21 protein-coding genes and 1 tRNA gene are annotated in these 22,068 nt (G+C 42.5%); 12 read left to right on the top strand and 10 right to left on the bottom strand.

What is annotated here, in order from left to right; translation table 11 throughout:
• Positions 1 to 12: 12 nt before the first annotated feature.
• From ACPK8D_RS11685 to ACPK8D_RS11665, 5 genes are all read right to left on the bottom strand, one after another.
• Positions 13 to 366, bottom strand: coding sequence for a DUF2103 domain-containing protein (locus ACPK8D_RS11685; protein ID WP_424718039.1), 354 nt, complete (start codon positions 364 to 366; stop codon positions 13 to 15).
• A 274-nt stretch (positions 367 to 640) separates the two neighbouring features.
• Complete coding sequence (locus tag ACPK8D_RS11680) at positions 641 to 1,078, bottom strand: ACT domain-containing protein (RefSeq protein WP_424718030.1); 438 nt, start codon at positions 1,076 to 1,078, stop codon at positions 641 to 643.
• 265 nt (positions 1,079 to 1,343) lie between these two features.
• Entirely contained in the window at positions 1,344 to 2,648 is a 1,305-nt protein-coding gene (locus ACPK8D_RS11675) for a phenylacetate--CoA ligase family protein (RefSeq protein WP_424718029.1), read from the bottom strand.
• A 501-nt stretch (positions 2,649 to 3,149) separates the two neighbouring features.
• Entirely contained in the window at positions 3,150 to 4,157 is a 1,008-nt protein-coding gene (locus ACPK8D_RS11670) for a DHH family phosphoesterase (RefSeq protein WP_424718028.1), read from the bottom strand.
• A 138-nt stretch (positions 4,158 to 4,295) separates the two neighbouring features.
• Positions 4,296 to 4,649 carry a prefoldin subunit beta gene (locus ACPK8D_RS11665; RefSeq protein WP_424718027.1) on the bottom strand — a complete coding sequence of 118 codons (354 nt, stop codon included), beginning with the start codon at positions 4,647 to 4,649 and terminating at the stop codon, positions 4,296 to 4,298.
• 144 nt (positions 4,650 to 4,793) lie between these two features.
• On the opposite strand from ACPK8D_RS11665, the gene ACPK8D_RS11660 reads away from it, so the two are divergent.
• On the top strand, positions 4,794 to 4,976 hold the full coding sequence (locus ACPK8D_RS11660; protein ID WP_424718026.1) for a hypothetical protein: 183 nt from the start codon (positions 4,794 to 4,796) through the stop codon (positions 4,974 to 4,976).
• 179 nt (positions 4,977 to 5,155) lie between these two features.
• A complete protein-coding gene (locus ACPK8D_RS11655; RefSeq protein WP_424718025.1) occupies positions 5,156 to 6,229 on the top strand; it encodes a M42 family metallopeptidase in 1,074 nt (357 codons plus the stop codon).
• A 31-nt stretch (positions 6,230 to 6,260) separates the two neighbouring features.
• Here the strand turns inward: ACPK8D_RS11655 and ACPK8D_RS11650 are convergent, their stop codons facing one another.
• Positions 6,261 to 6,425, bottom strand: a complete 165-nt coding sequence (locus ACPK8D_RS11650; RefSeq protein ID WP_424718024.1) for a hypothetical protein — start codon at positions 6,423 to 6,425, stop codon at positions 6,261 to 6,263.
• Between the two features lie 353 nt (positions 6,426 to 6,778).
• Here ACPK8D_RS11650 and ACPK8D_RS11645 point away from each other — a divergent pair, with 353 nt between their 5' ends.
• The 6 genes from ACPK8D_RS11645 (at position 6,779) to ACPK8D_RS11620 (ending at position 13,061) form a co-directional block, all read left to right on the top strand.
• The gene (locus ACPK8D_RS11645; RefSeq protein ID WP_424718038.1) at positions 6,779 to 8,269 is read left to right on the top strand and encodes a (R)-citramalate synthase; all 1,491 of its coding nucleotides are present in this window, start codon (positions 6,779 to 6,781) and stop codon (positions 8,267 to 8,269) included.
• Between the two features lie 284 nt (positions 8,270 to 8,553).
• Complete coding sequence (locus ACPK8D_RS11640) at positions 8,554 to 10,320, top strand: acetolactate synthase large subunit (RefSeq protein WP_424718023.1); 1,767 nt, start codon at positions 8,554 to 8,556, stop codon at positions 10,318 to 10,320.
• Positions 10,320 to 10,805, top strand: a complete 486-nt coding sequence (gene ilvN, locus ACPK8D_RS11635) for an acetolactate synthase small subunit (RefSeq protein ID WP_424718022.1) — start codon at positions 10,320 to 10,322, stop codon at positions 10,803 to 10,805. Before ACPK8D_RS11640 ends, ilvN begins: the two co-directional genes overlap by 1 nt.
• A gap of 286 nt (positions 10,806 to 11,091) precedes the next feature.
• Entirely contained in the window at positions 11,092 to 12,099 is a 1,008-nt protein-coding gene (gene ilvC, locus ACPK8D_RS11630; protein WP_424718021.1) for a ketol-acid reductoisomerase, read from the top strand.
• 75 nt (positions 12,100 to 12,174) lie between these two features.
• Positions 12,175 to 12,717: a nitroreductase family protein gene (locus tag ACPK8D_RS11625; RefSeq protein WP_424718020.1), complete on the top strand. Its 543-nt coding sequence runs from the start codon at positions 12,175 to 12,177 to the stop codon at positions 12,715 to 12,717.
• 272 nt (positions 12,718 to 12,989) lie between these two features.
• Positions 12,990 to 13,061 (top strand) — tRNA-Arg (locus tag ACPK8D_RS11620).
• 1,059 nt (positions 13,062 to 14,120) lie between these two features.
• On the opposite strand, the gene ACPK8D_RS11615 is transcribed toward ACPK8D_RS11620, so the two are convergent.
• Both ACPK8D_RS11615 and ACPK8D_RS11610 read right to left on the bottom strand, forming a co-directional pair.
• Entirely contained in the window at positions 14,121 to 14,924 is an 804-nt protein-coding gene (locus ACPK8D_RS11615; RefSeq protein ID WP_424718019.1) for a hypothetical protein, read from the bottom strand.
• Positions 14,925 to 15,310: 386 nt separating this feature from the next.
• Positions 15,311 to 15,502 carry a hypothetical protein gene (locus tag ACPK8D_RS11610; RefSeq protein ID WP_424718018.1) on the bottom strand — a complete coding sequence of 64 codons (192 nt, stop codon included), beginning with the start codon at positions 15,500 to 15,502 and terminating at the stop codon, positions 15,311 to 15,313.
• 207 nt (positions 15,503 to 15,709) lie between these two features.
• Here ACPK8D_RS11610 and ACPK8D_RS11605 point away from each other — a divergent pair, with 207 nt between their 5' ends.
• Positions 15,710 to 16,051: a hypothetical protein gene (locus tag ACPK8D_RS11605; protein ID WP_424718017.1), complete on the top strand. Its 342-nt coding sequence runs from the start codon at positions 15,710 to 15,712 to the stop codon at positions 16,049 to 16,051.
• 1,371 nt (positions 16,052 to 17,422) lie between these two features.
• Positions 17,423 to 17,845: an NUDIX domain-containing protein gene (locus tag ACPK8D_RS11600; protein ID WP_424718016.1), complete on the top strand. Its 423-nt coding sequence runs from the start codon at positions 17,423 to 17,425 to the stop codon at positions 17,843 to 17,845.
• 111 nt (positions 17,846 to 17,956) lie between these two features.
• Here ACPK8D_RS11600 and gltA read toward each other — a convergent pair whose 3' ends face one another.
• Complete coding sequence (gene gltA, locus ACPK8D_RS11595) at positions 17,957 to 19,366, bottom strand: NADPH-dependent glutamate synthase (RefSeq protein ID WP_424718015.1); 1,410 nt, start codon at positions 19,364 to 19,366, stop codon at positions 17,957 to 17,959.
• 17 nt (positions 19,367 to 19,383) lie between these two features.
• Positions 19,384 to 20,229, bottom strand: coding sequence for a sulfide/dihydroorotate dehydrogenase-like FAD/NAD-binding protein (locus ACPK8D_RS11590; RefSeq protein ID WP_424718014.1), 846 nt, complete (start codon positions 20,227 to 20,229; stop codon positions 19,384 to 19,386).
• Positions 20,230 to 20,827: 598 nt separating this feature from the next.
• Between ACPK8D_RS11590 and ACPK8D_RS11585 the strand changes: the two genes are divergently transcribed.
• Together ACPK8D_RS11585 and ACPK8D_RS11580 are read left to right on the top strand one after the other, a co-directional pair.
• Positions 20,828 to 20,983, top strand: a complete 156-nt coding sequence (locus ACPK8D_RS11585; protein WP_424718013.1) for a hypothetical protein — start codon at positions 20,828 to 20,830, stop codon at positions 20,981 to 20,983.
• Between the two features lie 534 nt (positions 20,984 to 21,517).
• A partial coding sequence (locus ACPK8D_RS11580; RefSeq protein WP_424718012.1) for a metalloregulator ArsR/SmtB family transcription factor occupies positions 21,518 to 22,068 on the top strand: 551 nt, incomplete at its 3' end.

The raw sequence follows: 22,068 nt of genomic DNA, 5'->3' as shown, positions 1-22,068 counted from the left end.
TCCTTTAACGCCTCAGAGGGCAGCTCTTAAAATTTCGTTCAGTTCATTCATAATCCTGTCTCCCTCTTCAGCGGTTCCAACTGTTGTTATCAGTCTTACTTCCTGGAAACTCCTGCCTTCAGAGAGCAATAGCCTCACGTTCCCTCTCGCATCCGCACGCAGCACCTTCCCTGTCAGATTTCCTCCTGCAATGCCTTTTACGGAAATTACGGACGGGATTACCTTTTTTACCTCCGGGTGCTGGCTTACAAGTTTTACAAGCTTTTTACCAGCCCTTCCCCCGATAATTGTCGTATGGACTCCACCAAGCTTAGTTTTTGAGGAGTTTTGTGCGTGTTCCTGTAAGTTATTATTATTTTCCGTCATTATAGTCAAACCGGTAACCTGTTCTCCTGGCAACTTTTTCCTTCTCTTATTTATTCTTTTTTATATTTATCATGTATATCTATTTTCCCGGTTAGAATCTCAAAGAAGTCTTTCAGGCTATAAAATCTCTTATTAAGTTTTCGCCCTGAAGCCAGAAGCTGTAAAAAGAAGCCGTTCCAGAATCCGAAAACGCAAACATTCTGGATTCTGGACGTTCCATTATTTTTTCCCTAAAATTATCTTTTTTTCCGGAAAACCCGGGTTTTCCCTAAAATCAGATCTTTTCAAGCTCTTTCATGCCTATGAGCTTTATATTCTCTTCTTCGAGCGTTTTGATTGCCTTTTCAATGTCGTTAACCCTGACTATCAAAAGGGCTTTCTGATCCCTGGTGACAAAAGCATATGCATAATCAATGTTGATTCCGGTTTTTCCGAATACTTCGGCAATACGGGACATGCTGCCAGGAACATCCTCCATTTCGATCCCAAGCACACTGGTTTCGGAAACGGTAAACCCTGCATCGTGGAGTACACTGTGTGCATAGTCGGACCTATCCACAACCATGCGGATTATTCCGAAGTCTCCTGACTCAGCAATGGTAAATGCCCTGATATTTATCCCGGCGCTCTTCAGTTTATTTGCGACGTTTGCAAGTCTGCCAGGCTTATTTTCCGCAAAAAGGGAAATCTGCTTTATAATTTTATCTTCCATTCCAGCACCCATGTCCTTATATTGCTTGTTACTACTCTCTTTCTTCCTTTTTTAATCTTTTTACCAGAGTATAATATAAGTTCTATGCATATTTTAAGCTTACATGCAGTTTTTAAGCTTATAATTAGTTAATTTATTTTACATCTGGTAATCCTATTTTATGTTTGGCTTCGCCTTGTATGAAAATTTCGAGACCCCAGAGCCAAAAAAGGAAAACCTGCAGGACAATGACATTCTGCAGATTTTGTTTCCATCTTCAAAGTTTTCAAACCTTTCGCTTATCGATAACTTTTTTTGATTTTCCTTCCGAGCGGGGCAGAGAGCCGTGTTCCACCAGTTCCACCTCGACTGCAAGGTTCAGTACGCTTTTCAGCGCACCTGAAATCTTCCTTTTAAGGGCCATCATGTCTGACATCTTGTCACTGAAGGCAGACTCATGCATTTCAATCTGGATTTTCATGGAGTCAAGCGGCCCGATCCTGTCTACAATAATCATGAAATGGTTACCGACTTCAGGAATCTTCATAAGGACCGATTCAACCTGTCCTGGGAACACATTGATGCCGCGCACGATAATCATGTCATCCGAACGACCGCTGATGCGCGTAATCCTTGGGTGGGTTCTTCCGCACGGACAGGGTTCCGAAAGCTTTCTTGTAAGGTCCTTTACCCTGTAGCGAATTAGAGGAAGAGCTTCTTTAGTAAGGGTCGTAATTACGAGTTCTCCGCTCTCTCCGTCAGGGACAGGTTCCCCTGTCTCCGGGTCAAGAATCTCGACAAGGAATTTGTCTGCCCAGATATGAATTCCGCACTGAGCCGAGCATTCGGTGAAAAGAGGACCGCTCATTTCCGAGGTCCCGTAAATATCATACGCTTTTATTCCTGATTCGGCTTCTATACGTTTTTTGAGTTCCTCGGACCAGGGTTCAGCCCCGAAGAATCCAATTTTTAATTTCGTTTCGTCCCTGAAACTGATGCCTAATTTTCTTGCAGTCTCGATCATATAAAGGAAGTAAGAAGGCGTGCAGGCTATAGCAGTGACATCAAGGTCTTTCATGAGCTCAAGCTGGCGTTCGGTATTTCCGGAACTTGTGGGGAGTACGGTTGCACCCAGCTTTTCGCTTCCGTAATGGGCACCGAGCCCACCTGTAAAAAGCCCGTACCCGTAACTTACCTGAAGAATATCATTTTCCCCCATTCCGACAGAAGTAAATCCTCTTGCAAGAGATTCAGCCCATTCATCGATGTCCTTCTGGGTATATCCTACTACGGTAGGCTTGCCTGTTGTGCCTGAGGAGGCATGGAAGCGGGCGAGATCTGTATTCGGGACGCAAAACATACCTGTCGGATAGGTATCTCTGAGATCCTGCTTAACTGTAAAAGGTAACTTCCTGACATCTTCAAGAGTTTGGATGTCCTCCGGCTTAACACCGTGTTCGTCAAACCTTTTTCTATAGAAAGGGGAGCGCTCATACACATAATGTACAAGTTGTTTCAACTTTTCTTCCTGTAGCTTTTTTAAATCTTCTACAGGCATAGTCTCTATCTCAGGATCCCAGTATTCTGGCATTTTTTCACACTCTGTATATCTTATAATCCGGGCTCTCAATGTCAGGCCCGATAATCTCTAGCTTATTTTTTGCGTATATATCTCATTTCATGCCTCTTTAAGGCCATGCTCCAGTCTCGATTCACTCTTTATTTCTCTCTTTAATCTTGCCTTCTCATCCCGAAGTTTCAATATCTCCAGCGGATATATACTTCCGGCAAATATAATATGAAGATTAAGCTGGACTAATATGAAGATTAAGCTGGATTCTCATATAAATATTAGCTGTTAGGTTGAAAAAAAGATTTTTAAGTAAACCTGAAAGCTGGCTGCACAAAGGGAAAAATTCGCCAGGCAGATCTGCTACGGGTTTTGAAATAATCCGGTAATTTACTCATAGCCGGTAGATTATAAAATTTAGATTCCGATATTATAAAAGCAGACTGAAATTTAAGTTATATTCTGAAGTATGAGGTTTTTGAAGTATATTCTTAAGTGTGGAATTCCTTTTTTTCAAGAAAATCACTCATCTTCAAGCTCTTCGGCTTCATCCTCACAAGATATCTCTTTTGAAGTTCCTCCAAGAGAGGCTTCAAGAATCTTCTTTGTCCTTTCCCTGCATTTATTCAGAACCTCTTTCAGATCAGCGATCACATCGATTCCCGCAGCTCCGGAATGTCCGCCGCCTGTGCCATTATATTCGTTACTTATATCTTCCATTAGCTGGCCAAGATTAACTCCGGCATTTACAGCATCGCGTTTCGCTCTTGCACTAATTCTGACGCTCTCACCTTTGGAGGTGCCAACAAAAGCAATATCTGCCCCGATATTAATGAGCATGGAGGATGCAGAACCTCCGAAGGAGCTTACATGGGAAGACGCAATCAACATATCCTGTACTCTATCGAGTTCAATGCGGCTTGCGGCTTTCAGGATAGCTATGCGCATGGAAATATCCTGTGGGGTAGCAGCCATAAGGTCCAGCACTTCCCCGTATTCAACGCCACTGTCATCTATAATTTTTGATACTGTCCGGAACGTATCTGCAGATGCATGTTTGAAATGCCCGGTATCCGTTACTATCCCTGTGAGCATCCCGATCCCCACCCGTCGGTTAATCGGTGCTCCCATTGCTTTCAGGATATTGTAGACTATTTCTACAGTAGAGGTACTGTTTCTGTGCAGGTAAAACTCGGCATTTTCTGTCAGAGCCGTGGTTGTATGATGATCAATCACGCAATACCTGGTAAGCTCCAGATCATTTAACTGCGCTTTTGTCGAAGTATCAACCACAACTACAAAACCGTAATCAGCCGGATTTGGTTTATCAACGACTTCAATCCTGAGTCTTTCTATAAGCACAGAGGCTACACGGTTACAGCCGTCCACGAGCCCGACAGTACCTCCTATAGCTTCTGAAAGGGCAAAAGCACTGCTAATCGCATCCGGATCCGCATTCCGGTGGCACAAATACAAAATGTTTCGATAGTCAAGGAGCCGGTTGAAAAACTCCGCTTCATCAACTTCCATTGTCCACTCTGGCTATCGTTTTTACAGGCATCGATCTCCCTGTATACGAGAATTTCGGGATATCGGCATGATTTCGATGTGAATTTTAGCAAAGCTATACTTTATTTCCTATTCCACATACGGGAATAAAAAATAAGATTATTCCGCCCTGGAGCCCAATGCCTGCTGGATCTGCTCCTGAAGCTGTTTGAAGCGAGATGTGAGCCTTTCTTCCTGCCTGGAAATAGACTGAAGCCTGAGTGAGAGAGTTTCTTCCCTGTCTTTCAGTTTTGTAATCGACTCTCCTTTGCTCGTTTTAATTACCAGCTCCCCTACGCTACGATAGACTACTGCATCGTCAGTGAGCCTTTCTAGCTCGTCAAGAGCCATTTTTGATTCTTTTTGCATAGCTTCAATCTGCGATTTTTGCATTGCCATAGCCTGAATCTGCTGCTGTATCTGCTGAAGCTGTGCTATCTGGTTCTGAACTTGAGGGGGTAATTCTGCAGTCATGTAATTTTCACCTGAGTCCTCAATAAACCTGAAGGGATTTTAATGTTTCTGTCCTTGCAGCATTCGGAAAATCCCCCATCGCCACTTAAAATTTATCTGGGGATCTCTCTGCCAGAAACTTAAACGACAGGTTAATCTTGATATATGGACAGTATAATAATTATTAATATGGAATGGAAATGGCCTGCTCTGGGATGGAAATTACCTGCTCTGGGATGGAAATTACCTGCTCTGAGATGGGAAATGACCTACCAATCCTTAACCCGAGAATTTGATAAAAATTACCTGGCGAGGAATAATTATAAAAAAGTCATTTATCAAAAATGATCATAAAAAAATCGTTTAACAAAAAATCATTTAACAAAAAATCGTCTAACAAGGGACAATCATAAATGGATAATTATAATTAACCCTATTAAATTACGTTTTGTCTCAGTAAGATCGATTTAGCTTCATTGAAATCAATTTGAATTCTAAATTAACTGATATGCAGGAGATATCCGAAAATGGAAAAAAGTGGAAACCTTAGAGAAATAAAATCTCTACTTGAAAAATTCACAAATGCTCACGGAATTTCAGGCTTTGAACATGATATCCGGGAACTCCTTGAAAAGGAGCTTGAACCCTATGTTGACACTATGAGAAGAGACTGTATGGGAAACCTTATAGCTGTCAAAAAGGGAGACGGTCCTTCTATAATGCTGGCTGCCCATATGGACGAAATAGGGCTTATGGTCAGGTATATCGATGAAAACGGCTTTCTCAGGTTTGTCGGGATTGGAGGATGGTTTGACCAGACCCTTCTTAACCAGAGAGTTATAGTACACGGTAAAAAGGGTTCGATTCCCGGAGTTATCGGGTCCAAGCCCCCTCATGTAATGAAAGAGGAAGACAGGAAAAAGCCTGTGAAGCTGGAAGATATGTTCGTCGATATCGGGGCAAAAGACAGGGAGGACGCTGAGAACCTGGGAATCGAGATAGGCACGACAGCCTCACTCGACCGGGAGTTTGTATCCCTGGCAAACGGAAAGGTAAGTTCCAAGGCCTTTGACGATCGTGCAGGTCTCGTGATTCTTATTGAAGTTATGAAGCGGCTTTCCAAACATAAAATTGAAGCAAATATTTATGCCGTAGGTACTGTCCAGGAAGAGGTAGGGCTGAAGGGCGCAAAAACCTGTGCTTTTGGAGTTTGTCCGAATATTGCACTTGCCCTTGACACGACAATTCCTGGTGACCATCCCGGCATCAGTAAAACCGAGTCTTCCCTTGAACTTGGAAAAGGCCCTGTAATCACCGTAGCTGATGCGTCCGGAAGAGGTCTTTTAGTTCATCCGCAAATTCTTAAGTGGCTTAAAGAAACTGCTGCTGAAAATAAGATCCCCTACCAGCTGGGTGTCGGGTCAGGAGGCACAACCGATGCTACCTCAATACACCTCACAAAAGAAGGTATTCCTACAGGTACGGTCAGCATAGCCACCCGCTACATCCATTCCCCAGTTGAGGTACTGGATACGGCCGATATTGAAGCGTGTGTTTCCCTAATTGTAAAAGCAATAGATAACGTGGGCAGATATTTTTAAAGTCCTTCTAAGGCAACTTTAATAAGTAATTTTACTCATGAGTGGCATAAATTCTACTCCCACAAATCTGCAGGAAAACTCCTGCGGTTCCATTTTTTTTCTTTATCTTTTTCTCTGATTTTCCTTTACCTTTTTCTTTGACTTTTATTCTTTTTTCCCTTTTTCTACTGTGTTCCTCATTTTTCTTACTTCTCATTTTTCTTTTTTCTCACTTTTCTTACTTCTGTCATTTTTTCCAGCTTCCAAATTTTTCTGGATGTAGTGGCCTGAAACAGATATTTTTCTTATTTTTTAAAAAATCGGATATATTGTTAACTGGAAACTAAAAATACTATGGTCTACCTATTGAAGAAGAGTTTCAAGAGCCACGGCATAAATCCGGAGATCTTCCTGAAAATGCCGGGTTCCTGAGAAAAATATATGTAATTTGTATAATAAATTGAAGTTGCAAAATAGGACCTAATATTATAAAATAGTAAGTATATTATTTTGAATATTATTCCCTGTATTGCCAGAGGAATCTATCATTAATAAAACAAAGACTGAGGGATTATATTATTCGAAAACATCCGCTTTCTGGACACTACTTTGAGAGACGGTGAACAAACACCCGGCGTTGCCCTGACAAGGGATAAGAAGCTCTTAATTGCTCGAGCTCTTGATGAGATGGGAGTCTCGGTAATTGAGGCAGGTTCTGCAATCACTTCCGAAGGTGAGAGAGAGTCTATCAAGGCTGTTGCAAACGCAGGGCTTAATGCTGAAATTTGCAGTTACTGCAGGATTGTAAAAGCCGATGTCGACCATGCCCTTGAGTGTGACGTTGACTCTATTCACCTTGTAGCACCTGTTTCGGACCTTCATATAAGGACGAAACTTAAAAAGGATCGGGATGCAGTACGGCAGATCGCAGCTGAAGTAACGGAGTATGCCAAGGATCACGGCCTGATCGTGGAATTAAGCGGAGAAGATGCTTCGCGCGCAGACCCTGAATTTCTAAAGGCTATTTACGCTGACGGAATAGCTGCAGGCGCTGACCGTTTATGCTTCTGCGATACTGTAGGCCTTCTGGTGCCTGAAAGAACTACCGAACTCTTCCGGGACCTATCTTCCTCCCTGAAAGCCCCTATCAGCATTCACTGCCACAATGATTTCGGTCTTGCAACTGCAAACACGGTTGCTGCCCTTGCGGCGGGGGCAAAACAGGCCCATGTAACTATAAACGGGTTAGGAGAAAGAGCCGGAAATGCATCTCTTGAAGAAGTAGTCATGAGTTTGGAATGGCTCTATAAGTATGATACGGGTATCAAACATGAGATGATTTACCGGACTTCAAGGCTTGTAAGCCGGCTTACAGGCATTCCAGTATCGCCCAATAAAGCTCTTGTGGGTGGAAATGCGTTCACTCACGAAGCAGGGATCCACGTTCATGGTCTTCTGGCCGATAAGGCGACTTACGAGCCGATGAGTCCCGAATATATCGGACGGCAGCGCCAGATCGTGCTCGGAAAACATGCAGGGCGGAGCTCGGTCACCCTTGCCTTAAAAGAAATGGGGCTTGAGGCTGATGATGTCCAGACCGAGGAGATTTTCAACAGAGTAAAGCAGATGGGTGACCAGGGAAAACACGTAACTGATGCTGACCTGCAGACCATCGCGGAAACCGTACTTGATATCTACAAAGAACCCCTGGTAAGACTGGAAGAGTTTACCATTGTATCCGGAAACCGGGTGACTCCGACAGCATCGATAAAGCTCAATGTAAAAGACAAATATATAATACAGGCAGGAATCGGAAACGGGCCTGTAGATGCCGTAATCAATGCCATCCGGAGAGCTGTAAGTTCCTGTGCGGAAGATATCGTCCTTGAAGAATATCACGTAGACTCGATCACTGGAGGAACCGATGCCCTTGTTGAAGTAAGGGTAAAACTTTCCAAGGACGGAAAGGTGGTTACTGCAAGCGGAGCCAGGACCGACATTATTATGGCTTCCGTAGAAGCCGTGATGAACGGAATGAACCGCCTTATCCGGGTCGAGTGATTCCAGAAAGGATGAATTTTAAAAATTTCTCAGGAGGGCTTTTCTGTCCTCTCTCTTTTTCCTGCTGTAGAAATTTTGAAATAGCATGCCGCTGGCATTTCTGGAGTCAGGAGAAACCTTTATCCATATATAACATGATCGATAATGATGTATTTGCAAAATTCATAACGAGAGCTTATCAGAGATAAGTATTTCTGATAAACACACTCTTACTGGAAGCGTACTCACTTCAGGTGAGTATCCAGTTAAATCTACGTTTCAATCAGATAAATAGGAGTTAAATAATGACAACCGGGTCAACAGAAAAAGTTAATGGCGCAAGGGCTTTGATAAAGTGCCTGGAAGAAGAAGGGGTTGACACCATCTTCGGATATCCGGGAGGGCAGATCATTCCCTTCTACAACGAACTTTATGATTCAAATCTACGCCATATACTTGTGCGCCATGAACAGGCAGCAGCGCATGCTGCGGACGGGTATGCCCGTGCTACTGGAAAGACCGGGGTCTGCGTTTCCACCTCAGGTCCCGGAGCAACTAACCTGGTAACAGGTATTGCTACCGCATATATGGACTCAGTGCCCATTGTAGCTTTAACAGGTCAGGTCCCCACTTTCATGATAGGTAACGATGCTTTCCAGGAAGCCGACATTACGGGAATTACCCAGCCCATTACCAAGCACAACTATCTCGTACAGGATGCAAACGAACTCCCGAGAATTGTAAAAGAAGCCTTCCATATCGCTTCTACCGGAAGGCCTGGCCCGGTATTAATTGACCTTCCAAAGGACGTACAGAACGCGGAGATTGACTTTTATTATCCTGATAAAGTTGAACTTAGAGGGTATAAGCCAACTTATAAAGGCAATATCCAGCAGATCAAACGAGCTGCCGAAGAAATTGCAAATTCCTGTATGCCTATAATTTACGCCGGTGGCGGAGTGATAAGTTCTAATGCCAGCGCTGAGCTCGTGGAACTGGCCGAGACAATCAATGCTCCGGTTACGACCACCCTTATGGGTATAGGCTCAATTCCGACAGAACACCCCCTGTATGTCGGGATGCTGGGAATGCACGGGACCAAATATGCAAACTATGCTGTCCAGGAATCCGATCTTATTATCGCTGTGGGTGCAAGGTTCGATGACCGTGTGACCGGCAAACTAGAATCTTTTGCTCCCAATGCCAGGGTTATTCATATTGATGTCGACCCTGCAGAAATCTCCAAGAACGTAAAGGTTCAGGTTCCTATTGTCGGGGATGCAAAACAGATACTCAAATCCCTGAATAAATATATCCGGTGCTGTAATTCCGAGGCTTGGATTGAGAAAATAGACCACTGGAAAAAAGAGTATCCCCTTAGCTATAGACAGGTTTCACCTGATGTTATAATGCCTCAGTTTGTTATCGAGCAAATCTCCGAGGCTTGCAGGGACGCGATTATAGTTACCGAAGTCGGGCAGCATCAGATGTGGGCTGCTCAGTTCTTCAAGTATAAAAAGCCCCGCACTTTCATCACGTCAGGCGGGCTTGGCACAATGGGCTATGGTTTCCCTGCAGCTATAGGAGCAAAAGTCGGCAGGCCGGATAAAACTGTTATCAACATTGCAGGCGACGGCTCTTTCCAGATGAACTCTCAGGAGCTTGCAACTGCAGTCCAGAACGATATTCCAGTTGTTTCCGTGATCCTGAATAACGGTTATCTGGGCATGGTCAGGCAGTGGCAGGAACTGTTCTACGACAGGCGGTATTCCCACACCTTTATCAAGGGTAGTGTCGATTTCGTGAAGCTTGCCGAAGCTTACGGAGCTCTTGGACTGCGTGCGGAAAAGCCGTCCGAGGTAAGGCCTGCAATTGAAGAAGCTGTCAATTCGGGCAGGCCTGCTGTTGTTGAAGTTATTGTTGAGTGTGAAGCAAATGTCTATCCTATGGTGCCGGCAGGAGCTGCAATCAATGAGATCCTCGACCCGGAGGGACATGCAGACACTCCGTGTGCCATGCCTGACCTGCGTGCTGCAACAGCTGATAGGGTTCTTGACCTGGAGGAACACTGATGAAACACACGCTTGCAGTCCTTGTGGAAAATAAGTCAGGAGTTCTCTTCAGGGTGGCTTCACTCTTCTCAAGGCGCGGATACAATATCGACAGCCTGGCTGTGGGAGTTACCGAAGACCCCGAGATCTCCAGGATGACTATTGTGGTTCACGGAGACGACCATGTGCTCGAACAGGTTACAAAACAGCTTAACAAGCTCGTGGATGTGATTAAAGTTTCGGACATCGGAGGCGATGAAGCCGTAGAAAGGGAACTTGCCCTGATTAAGGTAGCAGCCGATGTGAGTACCAGAGCCGAAATCATCCAGATTGCGGATATCTTCAGGGCGAGGATAGTGGACGTGGCTCCAAAATCCATGACTGTCGAAGTAACCGGGGATGAAGCCAAAATTCAGGCAATCGAAAAACTCCTCAGGCAGTTCGGGATTAAGGAAATGGCCCGGACTGGCAAGATTGCCCTGGTTCGCGGTCCAAAGAAGGTTTAAATATTAAGGGCAGGTAAAGAAAGGTAGCTGTTTAATTATTTTTCACAGATTGGGGCAGCCGGGAGCGTTTTAAAACCCTTGAAGTTTCCTTAATGGAGAGCCTGAGTTTTCAGGCATCTCCTGAAACTTCAAAAAGCTGCCCCTCTCCGAAGAAAGCAACTTTTTGAGAATCGACTTAAAGCAACTTAATTCTCAGGGAAGTGAATGGATTTCATAACAGGACACTTCCCGGAAAAAAATGAGGAGCTTTGCTCAAAAACTGAATAATTCATCTGGAGAATCAAGTATGGCAACGATAATTTATGATAACGAGACTACTTTTGATGCACTTAAGGACAAGACTATCGCAATAATGGGCTATGGAAGCCAGGGCCACGCTCACGCCCGGAACCTCCACGAGTCAGGGCTTAATGTTGTTGTTGGGCTCAGAAACGGCAGTCCAAGCTGGGCAAAAGCCGAGGGTGACGGCCTTAAAGTCCTGTCTGTGACAGAAGCTGCAAAGGCTGCAGATGTTATCATGATCCTCCTTCCTGACGAAAAACAGGCATCGGTCTACTACTCTGAAATCGAGCCAAATCTGAAAGCCGGTGATGCTATCGCTTTCGCACACGGCTTCAATATCCACTATAACCAGATCGTCCCCCCGAAAAACGTTGACGTTTTCATGGTAGCCCCCAAAGGCCCTGGCCATATTGTAAGAAGAACCTATACCGAGGGTATCGGCGTGCCGGGCCTGATTGCAGTGTATCAGGACGCAACCGGAAATGCCAGGGAAATTGCTCTTTCTTACGCCAAAGGGATCGGTGCAACAAGGGCAGGCGTTTATGAAACCACCTTCCGTGAGGAAACCGAAACCGACCTTTTCGGAGAACAGGTTGACCTCTGCGGAGGAATCTCATCTCTGATCAAGACCGCTTTTGAAGTGCTTGTGGAGGCAGGATACCAGCCCGAGATGGCCTATTTCGAAACCTGTCACGAAGTCAAGCTCATTGTGGACCTCATCTATGAAGGCGGGCTTGAGAGAATGTGGCATTCCGTTTCCAACACCGCAGAATACGGAGGCATGACCGTCGGCCCCAGGATTATTAACGAGGAGTCCCGCGAAGCCATGTATGAAGCCCTGGCAAGAATTCAGAACGGCGAATTTGCCAAGGAATTCGTGCTCGAAGGCATGGTCAACCACCCTGTACTCAAAGCAATGGAACGCCAGGAAAAGGAACACCAGCTCGAAGTCGTCGGAAAGCAAATCCGTGCAAATATCCCCTGGCTCAACAAAAAGATTGATGACGACTGATTTTTCTGCAATTGACAGCCTATAGACAGAAAATTCATTAATCTGGAAGTAGAAAATTTAATCCGGAGGGAAATAATGCCAGTAACAGGAGAAAACAAAGTCATTGACACTATCCTTAACAGGCGGAGCGTCCGGGAGTTTACGGACAAACCCGTCAGCAAGGAAGATATCAACACAATCCTTAATGCAGGCCACTGGGCTCCTTCCGGATTGAATAACCAGCCCTGGCGCTTTATCGTTATTCGGAACCGGGAGACTATCCATAAGCTCTCGGAATGTACGCATTATTCCGGCATAGTTGCAGGGGCTCCTCTGCTTATTGCCGCTTTTCTGGATACCGAGCATTCATACAACAGGACGAAAGATGTCCAGGCAATAGGGGCCGCAGTCCAGAACATGCTCCTTGCCTCCTGCGAGCTTGGCCTTGGGGGTGTCTGGCTTGGAGAAATCCTGAACCAGAACGAGAAAGTCAACTCAATTCTTGACTGTCCTTCAAAGCTTGAGCTGATGGCAGTTCTTGCAATCGGAGAGCCGGTTCCAAAGGAGAGAACCTCAACACGCAAATCTCTTTCCGAAATCGTATTTGATGATAATTACGGGCATAAATGGGAAGAATAATTATTGTCCTGCCGTAAAAACTGTAAAAAACGGAAAAAATAAACTCTACTGCTTTAATCTGAAAGGCTGAAAGTTTATTACGCAGAATCCGGAAATGTTCGGCTTAACCGTCTCAAAATTTGTTTTCATGGTCTGTCTGAGGATAATTATTCCATTATTGGGGATAAATTTATAAGCTATTTAGCACTATAAACAGCCAGTTGACTGATTACAGTTTTGTCTGCCAGTTAACCTATTCGAATTTTTCACAGATTCGAACTTTCTCACAATGAAGGTCTGTAGTGTAGCGGATATCACTGGAGCCTCCGGAGCTCCGAACCTGGGTTCGATTCCCAGCAGACCTGTTTAATTTTAATAGCTAGTTTTAAGTCTGGCTTTGTTTTTATTGTTTTTTGGACAAAATTTATAAAGTCTGAAATGAAATATAAAAAACAATACATCAGTTTTATAATAAAACAGGATATCAGTTTCAAAGGTGCTTATATAATGGCTAGAGGATTAAATCGTCGCTTTCTGCGTGCTGGAAGAAGGATATCTTTAGTTCAGTTAATTCTCATAGCAATAATACTGTATTTTTTGCTGCGGATTGTTTTGCCGCTTGTGTGGACTTTTATTTTAATTCTGGCTTTAATTATACTTCTGAAAGTAGTGCTGGAAAATCTCTAATTAATTTCTGATGCATTTCAGAATTTCTGAAATTTGGGACGCTGGAACGTTTTATCCAGAAACGGAAGTAAATTAGTAACTATCCAGTGTATAGTTACTATTATTTTCTTAGTTAACCTGGCACACTTTCAACTTGTTGAACTCACAGGTCAAAATATGGGCGTATTCTCAGGTTCACTGTTTGTCTTTTAGAATATGTCCTTTTACATCTTATTTTAAAAATGTCTCAAAGCGGCTTAGAATGAGAGGCGTTTTTACTGTTAATGGAAACACAAAAAATGTAATGAGAAGGACTCCAGGAAAAATTCAAAAATGCAGTAATTTTCTCTGTAAATAACTATATTTTGCAGGGAATCCTGCTATCATGCCCTCAATTCCAGTCATATTATAGCATGAACACAGTACTTTTCTGAAAACAAGTGTATTGTTAGCTGGAGATCCCTTCATAAAAAAAGGACAGGAACTATACTTCCATTGCTTATTATGGGAACAAGAGAAAAAGTCCTACCGAGGAAGAGATTGAAGCCTACAGGCAAGCTCACAAACATACGAAAGTTGTGATCCTCTACAGGCGTTATTGTTTGGAAGGTAGCGCGGATTAATGTCTTTTATTAATATATTGCTATTTGAATAATAATGTTTTTAGGCTTTTTAGGTCAGGGAATATAGTCAAAAATTGTGTCGGCAGTTAGATTTTCTGAAAATAAGCTAGAAAATAAGCTATTATCAGAAAGTATTCATCCCCTGGGTACTTCTGCCATATATCCACCAACTGCATTCCGATATTCATCGAGTCCAGTGGAGATTCTATCAAGCATATAAGAAAGCCAATCCATAACATCTGAAAGAACTGAAACATTAAGGATCATGTGTGGGGTATCAACCAAAAATGGCTTATTCTTGTTATTCTCAGGATAACGAAATGCCTGTTCCATTTCATCCTGTGCAATTAATTTTATGAAATAACTTATTGTTTCACGATTCGTTTTAAACTCCATTTGAGTATCTTCACTCAAATCTGAAACTCCTGCCTCCTGTTCTATTTTGTTTAAAATTTCTTCACACGCAGCCCATAAATTAGTCAAATTGTGACTACTCGTCACAGCGTGACCTTTCTTGTCTTTATATTTGTCTAGAGAAATTAGATATCCATTTTTATGGATAATTTCTTTCATCTTTAATTCTAGATAATGCTCAAACAAAAAAAAGATTGGATAACCAAGCGTATGAATATCTTCTTTATCAGTAACGATTATTTCTCTTTTCAAAGTCTTTACTAATTTTTGAGCTGCACTTAAATATCCATGTGCATATGCATTAAGAGGCCAAAGCGGATCGCTGCCTTTATAGTCGTTATAAGTCCTGCCAACAATTTCAAACCTCTGAGTTCGTTTATAAAAGTTCAACGAGCGGTCGGGTCTTTTTGGGGAATCGGGAAAGAGATCAAAACCCAATATATATCGAGGTTCCATACTTTCTATGTAGGATACAATAGCTTCAGGGTTTGAAGCGCATAGTTCAAGAATCTCTGTACGTTTCATTTTTTTGGCATACAAAGAAAAAGGAGTTACTTATATCTAAATTTTCTCAGAAAGACGTTGTTCGTTAGATACCTTATTATAAATGTTCAGTGAATACGAGTAATATTACCAGAACTTCCACCATGGCTTTTTATCCCTAGGGGCTTCAATGGCCTTCTGATTAATCAAGCTCTGAACCTGCAGCATGTAATTATTGTGCATGGTCCTCAGGTTTTCTTCTCTCTGGCTAGCCTTCTCAATTTCTGCCTTTAAAGTAGAATTGTGTTTTTCTAACTCTTCAGATCTGGCCTGGAGGCGGTAGAACTCCGAAAGGTCCGGAGCTTTCTTAAGCTTTCCTCCATGCTGCTTATCTGCCTTTGTGCCTCTTCTATTTGTGTATCCTTCTCTTAAAGTCGCGCCTGTAACTCATTAATCATGTTTGATTCAAGTTGATTATTTTTTGAATCAGTTTGATTCTCTTTTGATTCAACTTGATTATTGTCTTGAATCTCAATAAGTTTTTCAAAGGCTATGTTTACGGCTTCGTTTTGACTTTTGAATCCAAATGATTCAATTTGAATCCAAATTGATACAGGCATCCATACCTGTATTTTTTTTAGTTGGCATGATTCAGAAATGAATCTTATGATATTAAACAATATTCAAAAATGATTAATTGACTCAATTTGATTATTTCCTGAATCAATTTGATTATTTACAGAAAAATTATTTTTGCAACAGAACCGTTTACGTTATATGCTTGAAACTCGTATACTATGTTAATTTTTATATTGAGTGGTGCTATCATGTACGAGCGAACAACCATAAATGTAGATGATTTCATAACATTTTGTAATGAGTTGTTGGCAAGTCCTGCCTTTACACAGCCTCAAAAGAAAATAATATGTGAATTACTTGAAGAGACATTAAAGTCGAATAACAGCTATGGTTTTTATTTCAAACCAATTTATTGGGTAGAACATGGCAGAAAAAAATGGATCGATGATGATTGTCCAACCAAGTTACGATACTATGGTTATCCTGTATATATATTAGAGATAATCAATGATAAGACCTATAGCGATGTTACTTATGTCGATGTAAAATATGCAGGTTCCGAAAGATACTCACGACGATATTTCTTCTGATCTCCATTTCCCTGTAAACGACTGCATTTAAGGAGGCAGCCAGCAAACCAACTTGTCCCAATATGTTGAAAAAATGATATATTTTTTATACAGCTGACCATAAAAACATAGAAGATTATTAGATAATAAACATTGACACGAGGGATAAATAATTACAACTAAGGAAAATGAAATGTTAGAATTTTACGAAAATGAAAAATGTTATTTTTGCCAATCTCACATTATTGTTCACCCTATAATGTGTCCAGAGTATGGTCCTACTTTTACATGTAATGACGGAGAAGCTTGTAAATATTGTGTCGAGAATAATAAGGAACCTAATCCAGATGCTTATTGGTGTGAAGATTGCCACAAAGGTTATGATTTCAAAAAACATGAGTATTTGCCTAACAAGAACCATAAGAGTAAACAAAGCACCCTTTGAGACTCATTTTCATAATGAGTCTCAAAGGGTGCTTGAGTTGTTCTCACCATGTTACCGTAAAACTGACTACAACATCTGGCTTCAAAATTCCAGTGTTATATGGAATAACCGAGTTAAAAGAATCATATCTTTGAGTTTAAAACTTAGTACCTGCAACGAAATAACCTATGCAACTTATTATTTGTTGTAATTTTGATTGGCGACCTTGATATTGAAAATCAAGATATTCAATCGGAAATCTGCAGAGTTTATTCTGAGACGGAGACTTAGAATAAGAATTTTATTACGTTATCTGGCTTTATTCCGAAAACCAGGGCAACTGTTCAATTTTATTCGATATTTTTGCACTGTAACTTCTCTAAACTCGATCATTCCCGAGCTTATAGGAATATAGGCTTCTCTGCTTGTAACCACTATCAAAAGTAAAAAAAGTATGAGATACACATAGGGACACTTTTTTATCTCTCCGGTTAGCGTTTTTACTCACTCGAAAAGTATATGAAAATATGATTTAATGGTTTTTCAAACTTAAAAAAGAAACCAGAATATTCTGGTTTCATTTCTCTTTCAAATACTCGTCAATTGCTTTTGCAGCCTTCTTACCTGCGCCCATTGCGCTAATCACGGTTGCTGCGCCTGTAACCACGTCTCCGCCTGCAAAGACTCTACACTTGGAGGTTGTGCCGGCTTATGGATGGAAAAGTATACCTCAGGTAAATTTCTCAAGCTCTTTTTTCTAATTTAGCATCGATTAATTATACATTTGAAAGTGGTACTGGAAAATTCTTATTAATTTTGATGAGTCTCACCTGCTCTATAGATTGCACGATTTCTAGAAAAAGTTTCGAAATAACAACAAGTATTTCTATGATTTCTTACGATTTTTATTAATCTAAATTCCCAAACCTCTGAAGCTCTATTACTTATCTTTTGAATAAGACAGGCTGTTGAAAAGTGACTACATGCTAAAGACAAAGAAACGAAGACGAAGCACTGCGATTATTGAAACTCCCAGGGGCATACTGGTGGTTGCTGGTAGGAGAGGACTGTATGTTCTCCCCGGTGGAGGGACGAATAAAGGAGAATCAATAACTCAAGCGGCTGTTAGAGAACTGAAAGAGGAAACGGGATTAATTGTAACTAATGTCAGACTTCTTTTCCGGCATGTAGGGCATTTGCAAAGAGCATACTCAGGTATATACTTTAAAGACTACCACACCGTATGTTTGATAAATGCAAGCGGTATTGCGCGACCACTCAACGAGGTAAAATACTTGGATTATTATTCTCCGAATTCGGAAATTAAACTTTCCAGAACAACAAAAGAAATAATAGAGAGATTTTACGAGTTAAAAAGAACGATAATCTGAAACACACAGTACAGTTGGAATTTCCATATGGATCTGGGCTTAAAAAATAGAATATACAGAAAGAATAATCATAGCTTTTTTAATTAAAAAAGAAACCAGATTTCTCTGGTTTCACTTTTCTTTCAAATACTCGTCAATTGCTTTTGCGGCTTTCTTGCCTGCACCCATTGCGCTGATTACGGTTGCCGCGCCTGTGACAACGTCTCCGCCGGCAAAGACTCCGCACTTCGAGGTTGCGCCGGTTTCTTCATCTGCAACTACAGTGCCCCTTTTGTTCTGATCAAGACCCTCTGAGCCTTTGAAGATTATGGGGTTCGGGGAGGTGCCGATTGCGATTACTACAACATCGGCAGGGATTGTGAATTCCGAGCCTTCTACAGGGACAGGGCTTCTTCTGCCGGATTTGTCAGGTTCGCCGAGTTCCATTTTAATGCATTCGATTGCCGTAACATTGAACTTTTCGTCGCCAAGGATACGGACAGGGTTCGTAAGGAGCCTGAAGGTTATGCCTTCTTCTTTAGCATGCTCGATTTCTTCCCTGCGGGCTGGCATCTCGTCTTCCCCGCGACGGTAGACTATGCTGACTTCTTCAGCACCCAGGCGGAGAGCTGAGCGGGCGGCGTCCATTGCCACATTTCCTCCTCCGACCACTACTACATGTTTCCCGAGCCTGACTTCTGTATCGTACTCAGCATCATAGGCTTTCATGAGGTTTACGCGGGTCAGGAATTCGTTTGCGGAATATACGCCGTTGAAGTTTTCTCCCGGAATTCCCATAAAGCTCGGGAGGCCTGCGCCCGTGCCCAGGAAAACCGCATCGAATTCGTCACACAGCTCGTCCAGGGTCTTGATCCTGCCGATTATATAGTTGGGCCTGAACTCGACTCCAAGCTTCTTGATGTACTCGACTTCCTGCCGCACAATTTCTTTTGGCAGCCTGAACTCAGGAATGCCGTAACTCAACACACCACCGGCTTTGTGCAGGGATTCAAAAATTGTTACTTTGTGACCTAGCTTTGCGAGGTCTGCTGCGGCAGTAAGCCCTGCAGGGCCTGAGCCGACAACGGCTACTTTCTTGCCTGTAAGCTCCGGAACTTCAGGAGCCTTCACTCCCTGCTGGCGTTCGTAGTCGGCGCAGAAACGTTCGAGTCTTCCAATAGCGACTGGCTGTCCTTTCTTTCCGAGTACGCAGAGAGCTTCGCACTGAGTTTCCTGGGGGCAGACACGGCCACAGATAGCAGGAAGGGTATTTGTACCTTTAATCTTCTCGATTGCCCCTGAGAAATCTTCTTCACAAATCAGCTTGATAAAGCCCGGAATATCCACATTCACAGGGCAGCCTTCTACACATTTGGGTTCTTTGCAGGAGAGACAGCGGGAGGCCTCTGCAAGAGCGTCTTCTTTAGTGTAGCCGAGAGCTACCTCATTAAAGTTCTTTCTGCGTTCCTCGGCAGGCTGTTCTGGCATCGGGGTCCTTTCTTTCTTCACTTTTGCGGCCTCTTCTCCATGTAATTCTTGCATTTTTCATCCCCTCCTTATCAGTGCAGTCCGCACCTGCATTCCTCTTCATACTTTTCTACGGCTTTTGCCTCTTCGCCGCGATACATTGCAAGCCTGTTCATGAGTTCTACGAAATCGACCTTCCGTGCATCAAACTCAGGCCCGTCAACGCAGGTAAACCTTGTTTTTCCGTCGACCGTAACCCTGCAGCCGCCGCACATACCTGTTCCGTCCACCATAATGGAGTTAAGGCTGACCAGGATTTCAACATCGTAAGGAGAAGCTACTCCAGCTCCTACTTTCATCATGATTGGGGGGCCGATGATCACAACTCTTGCAACCTCGTCGCCGCTATCCAGAATCCTTTTCATGATATCTGTCACAAACCCGTGGTGCCCTTTTGAGCCGTCGTCGGTTGCGATATACAGTTCGGAGCTGGCATTCTTCATTTCGTCTTCAAGGATAAGAAGATCTTTATTCCGGGCTCCTATAATGGAAATTACCCTGTTGCCCGCTCTGGTATAAGCCTTTGCCTGGGGATATATCGGGGCAACCCCTACGCCTCCTCCTACAAGGATGACAGTGCCGAGCTTCCTGATATCGGCAGGGGTGCCAAGGGGTCCGACAAAGTCTTCCAGGGACTCGCCTGCAGAAAGCTTTGCAAGCTGTTTTGTAGTCTTGCCCATTTCCTGAAATATAACAGTTACTGTGCCCTTGTCTTCTTCAAAATCGGCAATCGTGAGGGGAATCCTTTCCCCCCTTTCATCAATTCTGAGAATTATGAACTGTCCGGCTTTCGCAGCCTTTGCCACGTCAGGGGCATCTATTACCATCCTGTGCACCGATGGGGCGATTTCTTCCTTCTTCAGTATTTTATATGCCATGGGATCACATTTTCCTGAGTAAAAGCAATTTTTTGAGCGAATGAACGGTAAATTTTGAGATGGCGGATCTCCTTACGGATTTCTTTTCACACCCGAGCTTTTCCGCCTGGACGTTCTCCTTATACTGATTAATGGGATATATATTCTCCCAAATAATTTTAATTATTTTGCCCTTCTGGATCATTTTTTGTTGGATTCTAAATGCCAGCTCTTTCAATACTTCTTATTTAAAAGAGTCTGAGCATTCTTCAACTTTTTGACCATTGTTGCAAAAATTTAATAAATCTAATGGGTATAATAAATTAAGGGGTAATCCCTGAAAAGGTTCAATCAGGAGGTGGATTGCGAGATAAGGGATAAAGCAAATCTAGTATAAACTCTAATTAGATATCTAAATGCAGCCAGATATAGCCTAAATGCAGCCAGATATAGCCTAAATACAGCCAGATATATAGCCGAATTTTATGGCCGTATTTGAACTCGAAATCTTAAAACCTTTGCCTGAAGGAGAAACTCGTCCACTCTATTATAAATAGCTGGATAATCTTGTTCCGGCAGGCGGATTAAGAGGAAAACACAACCAAATGAATTTATATATATGGGGGTTAAACAAATGCCTGAGGAAAGAAGAGAAGGTACAAAGGGAGAGAAGTTAGAGGAAAGAGAAGGGGAAGAAGTAGCTGACGTCGATCCAATTCATCCCACCGAAGCACGGGGTGGCAAGAAGAGATCGCTCCTTGACACCTGCAAATAATCCTATTACTTTTTATTTTTTTCTTTTTATTTTTGGCTGGAAGGAATCAAAACTCCGGAAGATTCAAGGAGTTATAGAAAGGGGTTCTTATGGTGCAGAAAGCTGATAACGAGTCTCCAGACTCGATGGAAAAAGAGCTCCAGGGCAGGAAAAAAACCTCTCGTAAGCTGCGATAAGTATGACGAAGAAGAACGAAAAACTCTTTTTGGGGAAGAGAAAAAGTCCTGAACATTTTTCGAGGTTAGGGAATAGCAAAAAGAAATTTCTGACAAGGGTTCTTGATTGAATCTTTTTGTTTTTCTTCCATTTTAAATATTTTTTCTTTTTGTTGTCTCTTCATTTTCGATTCTTTGATTCTACTTCATTTTATTTCATTTTCTTGATTTCTTTATTCTGCTCTACTTTCTATTTCCTTTATTTTATTTTCTCAGTTCCTTTGTTCTACTCTCTCTTCTGATTTCAGTACTATCCTCCATTCTTCCCGGTCGTTTTCGCAAATTTTATATGGATATATGCGCATATATCCATATAATTATGCTTGAAAATAAAGTTAAATTTTTTAAAGCGCTTGCAGACGGAACCAGGCTCACTATCCTTTCTTACTTGCTGGAGAACAGCTACTGTGCCTGTGATTTTACTCCTCTTACAGAGAAGGATCAGACAACGGTTTCGAAGCACCTGAAAGTGCTAGCCGATTCCGGGATTTTAAAATACGAAAAGAGGGGTCGAAATGTGATCTACAGTATAAGGGATGAAAGTACCAGGGAAATGTTACTTGTCCTTGGAATAGGGGCAGTAAAACCCTGCTGCTGTGACAGCCCTGGCTCAGGAGCGTTTTCCACGGACGAAGATGAAGCCGGGAATAAAGAGAAACTTATCGGCAAAAAAGAAGGTGAAATAATGGATGCAGATGAAAAGAAGGCAGTAATCAAAAAGAAATATAGGGAAATTGCAATGACAGGAGGCTCCTGTTGTTCTAGTGGATGTTGCGGAGATTCAAGTGCGACAGATCTGTCAAAATCTATTGGCTATTCTGAAAATGATCTTAAAGCTGCTCCGGATGCGAATCTGGGTCTTGGGTGCGG

Origin of the sequence: Methanosarcina sp. (genome assembly GCF_049706645.1) — an archaeon.
Lineage (GTDB): Archaea > Halobacteriota > Methanosarcinia > Methanosarcinales > Methanosarcinaceae > Methanosarcina.
This window is presented reverse-complemented; position numbering and strand designations above follow the sequence as displayed.

Coding starts and splice junctions, on each gene's coding strand:
- ACPK8D_RS11675 (WP_424718029.1), bottom strand. CDS start 2,648: ATGCCAGAATACTGGGATCCTGAGATAGAGACTATGCCTGTAGAAGAT.
- ACPK8D_RS11590 (WP_424718014.1), bottom strand. CDS start 20,229: ATGGCATATAAAATACTGAAGAAGGAAGAAATCGCCCCATCGGTGCAC.
- ACPK8D_RS11625 (WP_424718020.1), top strand. CDS start 12,175: ATGCCAGTAACAGGAGAAAACAAAGTCATTGACACTATCCTTAACAGG.
- ACPK8D_RS11685 (WP_424718039.1), bottom strand. CDS start 366: ATGACGGAAAATAATAATAACTTACAGGAACACGCACAAAACTCCTCA.
- ACPK8D_RS11605 (WP_424718017.1), top strand. CDS start 15,710: ATGTACGAGCGAACAACCATAAATGTAGATGATTTCATAACATTTTGT.
- ACPK8D_RS11615 (WP_424718019.1), bottom strand. CDS start 14,924: ATGAAACGTACAGAGATTCTTGAACTATGCGCTTCAAACCCTGAAGCT.
- ilvN (WP_424718022.1), top strand. CDS start 10,320: ATGAAACACACGCTTGCAGTCCTTGTGGAAAATAAGTCAGGAGTTCTC.
- ACPK8D_RS11670 (WP_424718028.1), bottom strand. CDS start 4,157: ATGGAAGTTGATGAAGCGGAGTTTTTCAACCGGCTCCTTGACTATCGA.
- ACPK8D_RS11610 (WP_424718018.1), bottom strand. CDS start 15,502: ATGCCTGTATCAATTTGGATTCAAATTGAATCATTTGGATTCAAAAGT.
- ACPK8D_RS11655 (WP_424718025.1), top strand. CDS start 5,156: ATGGAAAAAAGTGGAAACCTTAGAGAAATAAAATCTCTACTTGAAAAA.
- ACPK8D_RS11585 (WP_424718013.1), top strand. CDS start 20,828: ATGGGGGTTAAACAAATGCCTGAGGAAAGAAGAGAAGGTACAAAGGGA.
- ACPK8D_RS11665 (WP_424718027.1), bottom strand. CDS start 4,649: ATGACTGCAGAATTACCCCCTCAAGTTCAGAACCAGATAGCACAGCTT.
- ACPK8D_RS11650 (WP_424718024.1), bottom strand. CDS start 6,425: ATGAGAAGTAAGAAAAATGAGGAACACAGTAGAAAAAGGGAAAAAAGA.
- ACPK8D_RS11660 (WP_424718026.1), top strand. CDS start 4,794: ATGGACAGTATAATAATTATTAATATGGAATGGAAATGGCCTGCTCTG.
- ilvC (WP_424718021.1), top strand. CDS start 11,092: ATGGCAACGATAATTTATGATAACGAGACTACTTTTGATGCACTTAAG.
- ACPK8D_RS11680 (WP_424718030.1), bottom strand. CDS start 1,078: ATGGAAGATAAAATTATAAAGCAGATTTCCCTTTTTGCGGAAAATAAG.
- ACPK8D_RS11640 (WP_424718023.1), top strand. CDS start 8,554: ATGACAACCGGGTCAACAGAAAAAGTTAATGGCGCAAGGGCTTTGATA.
- gltA (WP_424718015.1), bottom strand. CDS start 19,366: ATGCAAGAATTACATGGAGAAGAGGCCGCAAAAGTGAAGAAAGAAAGG.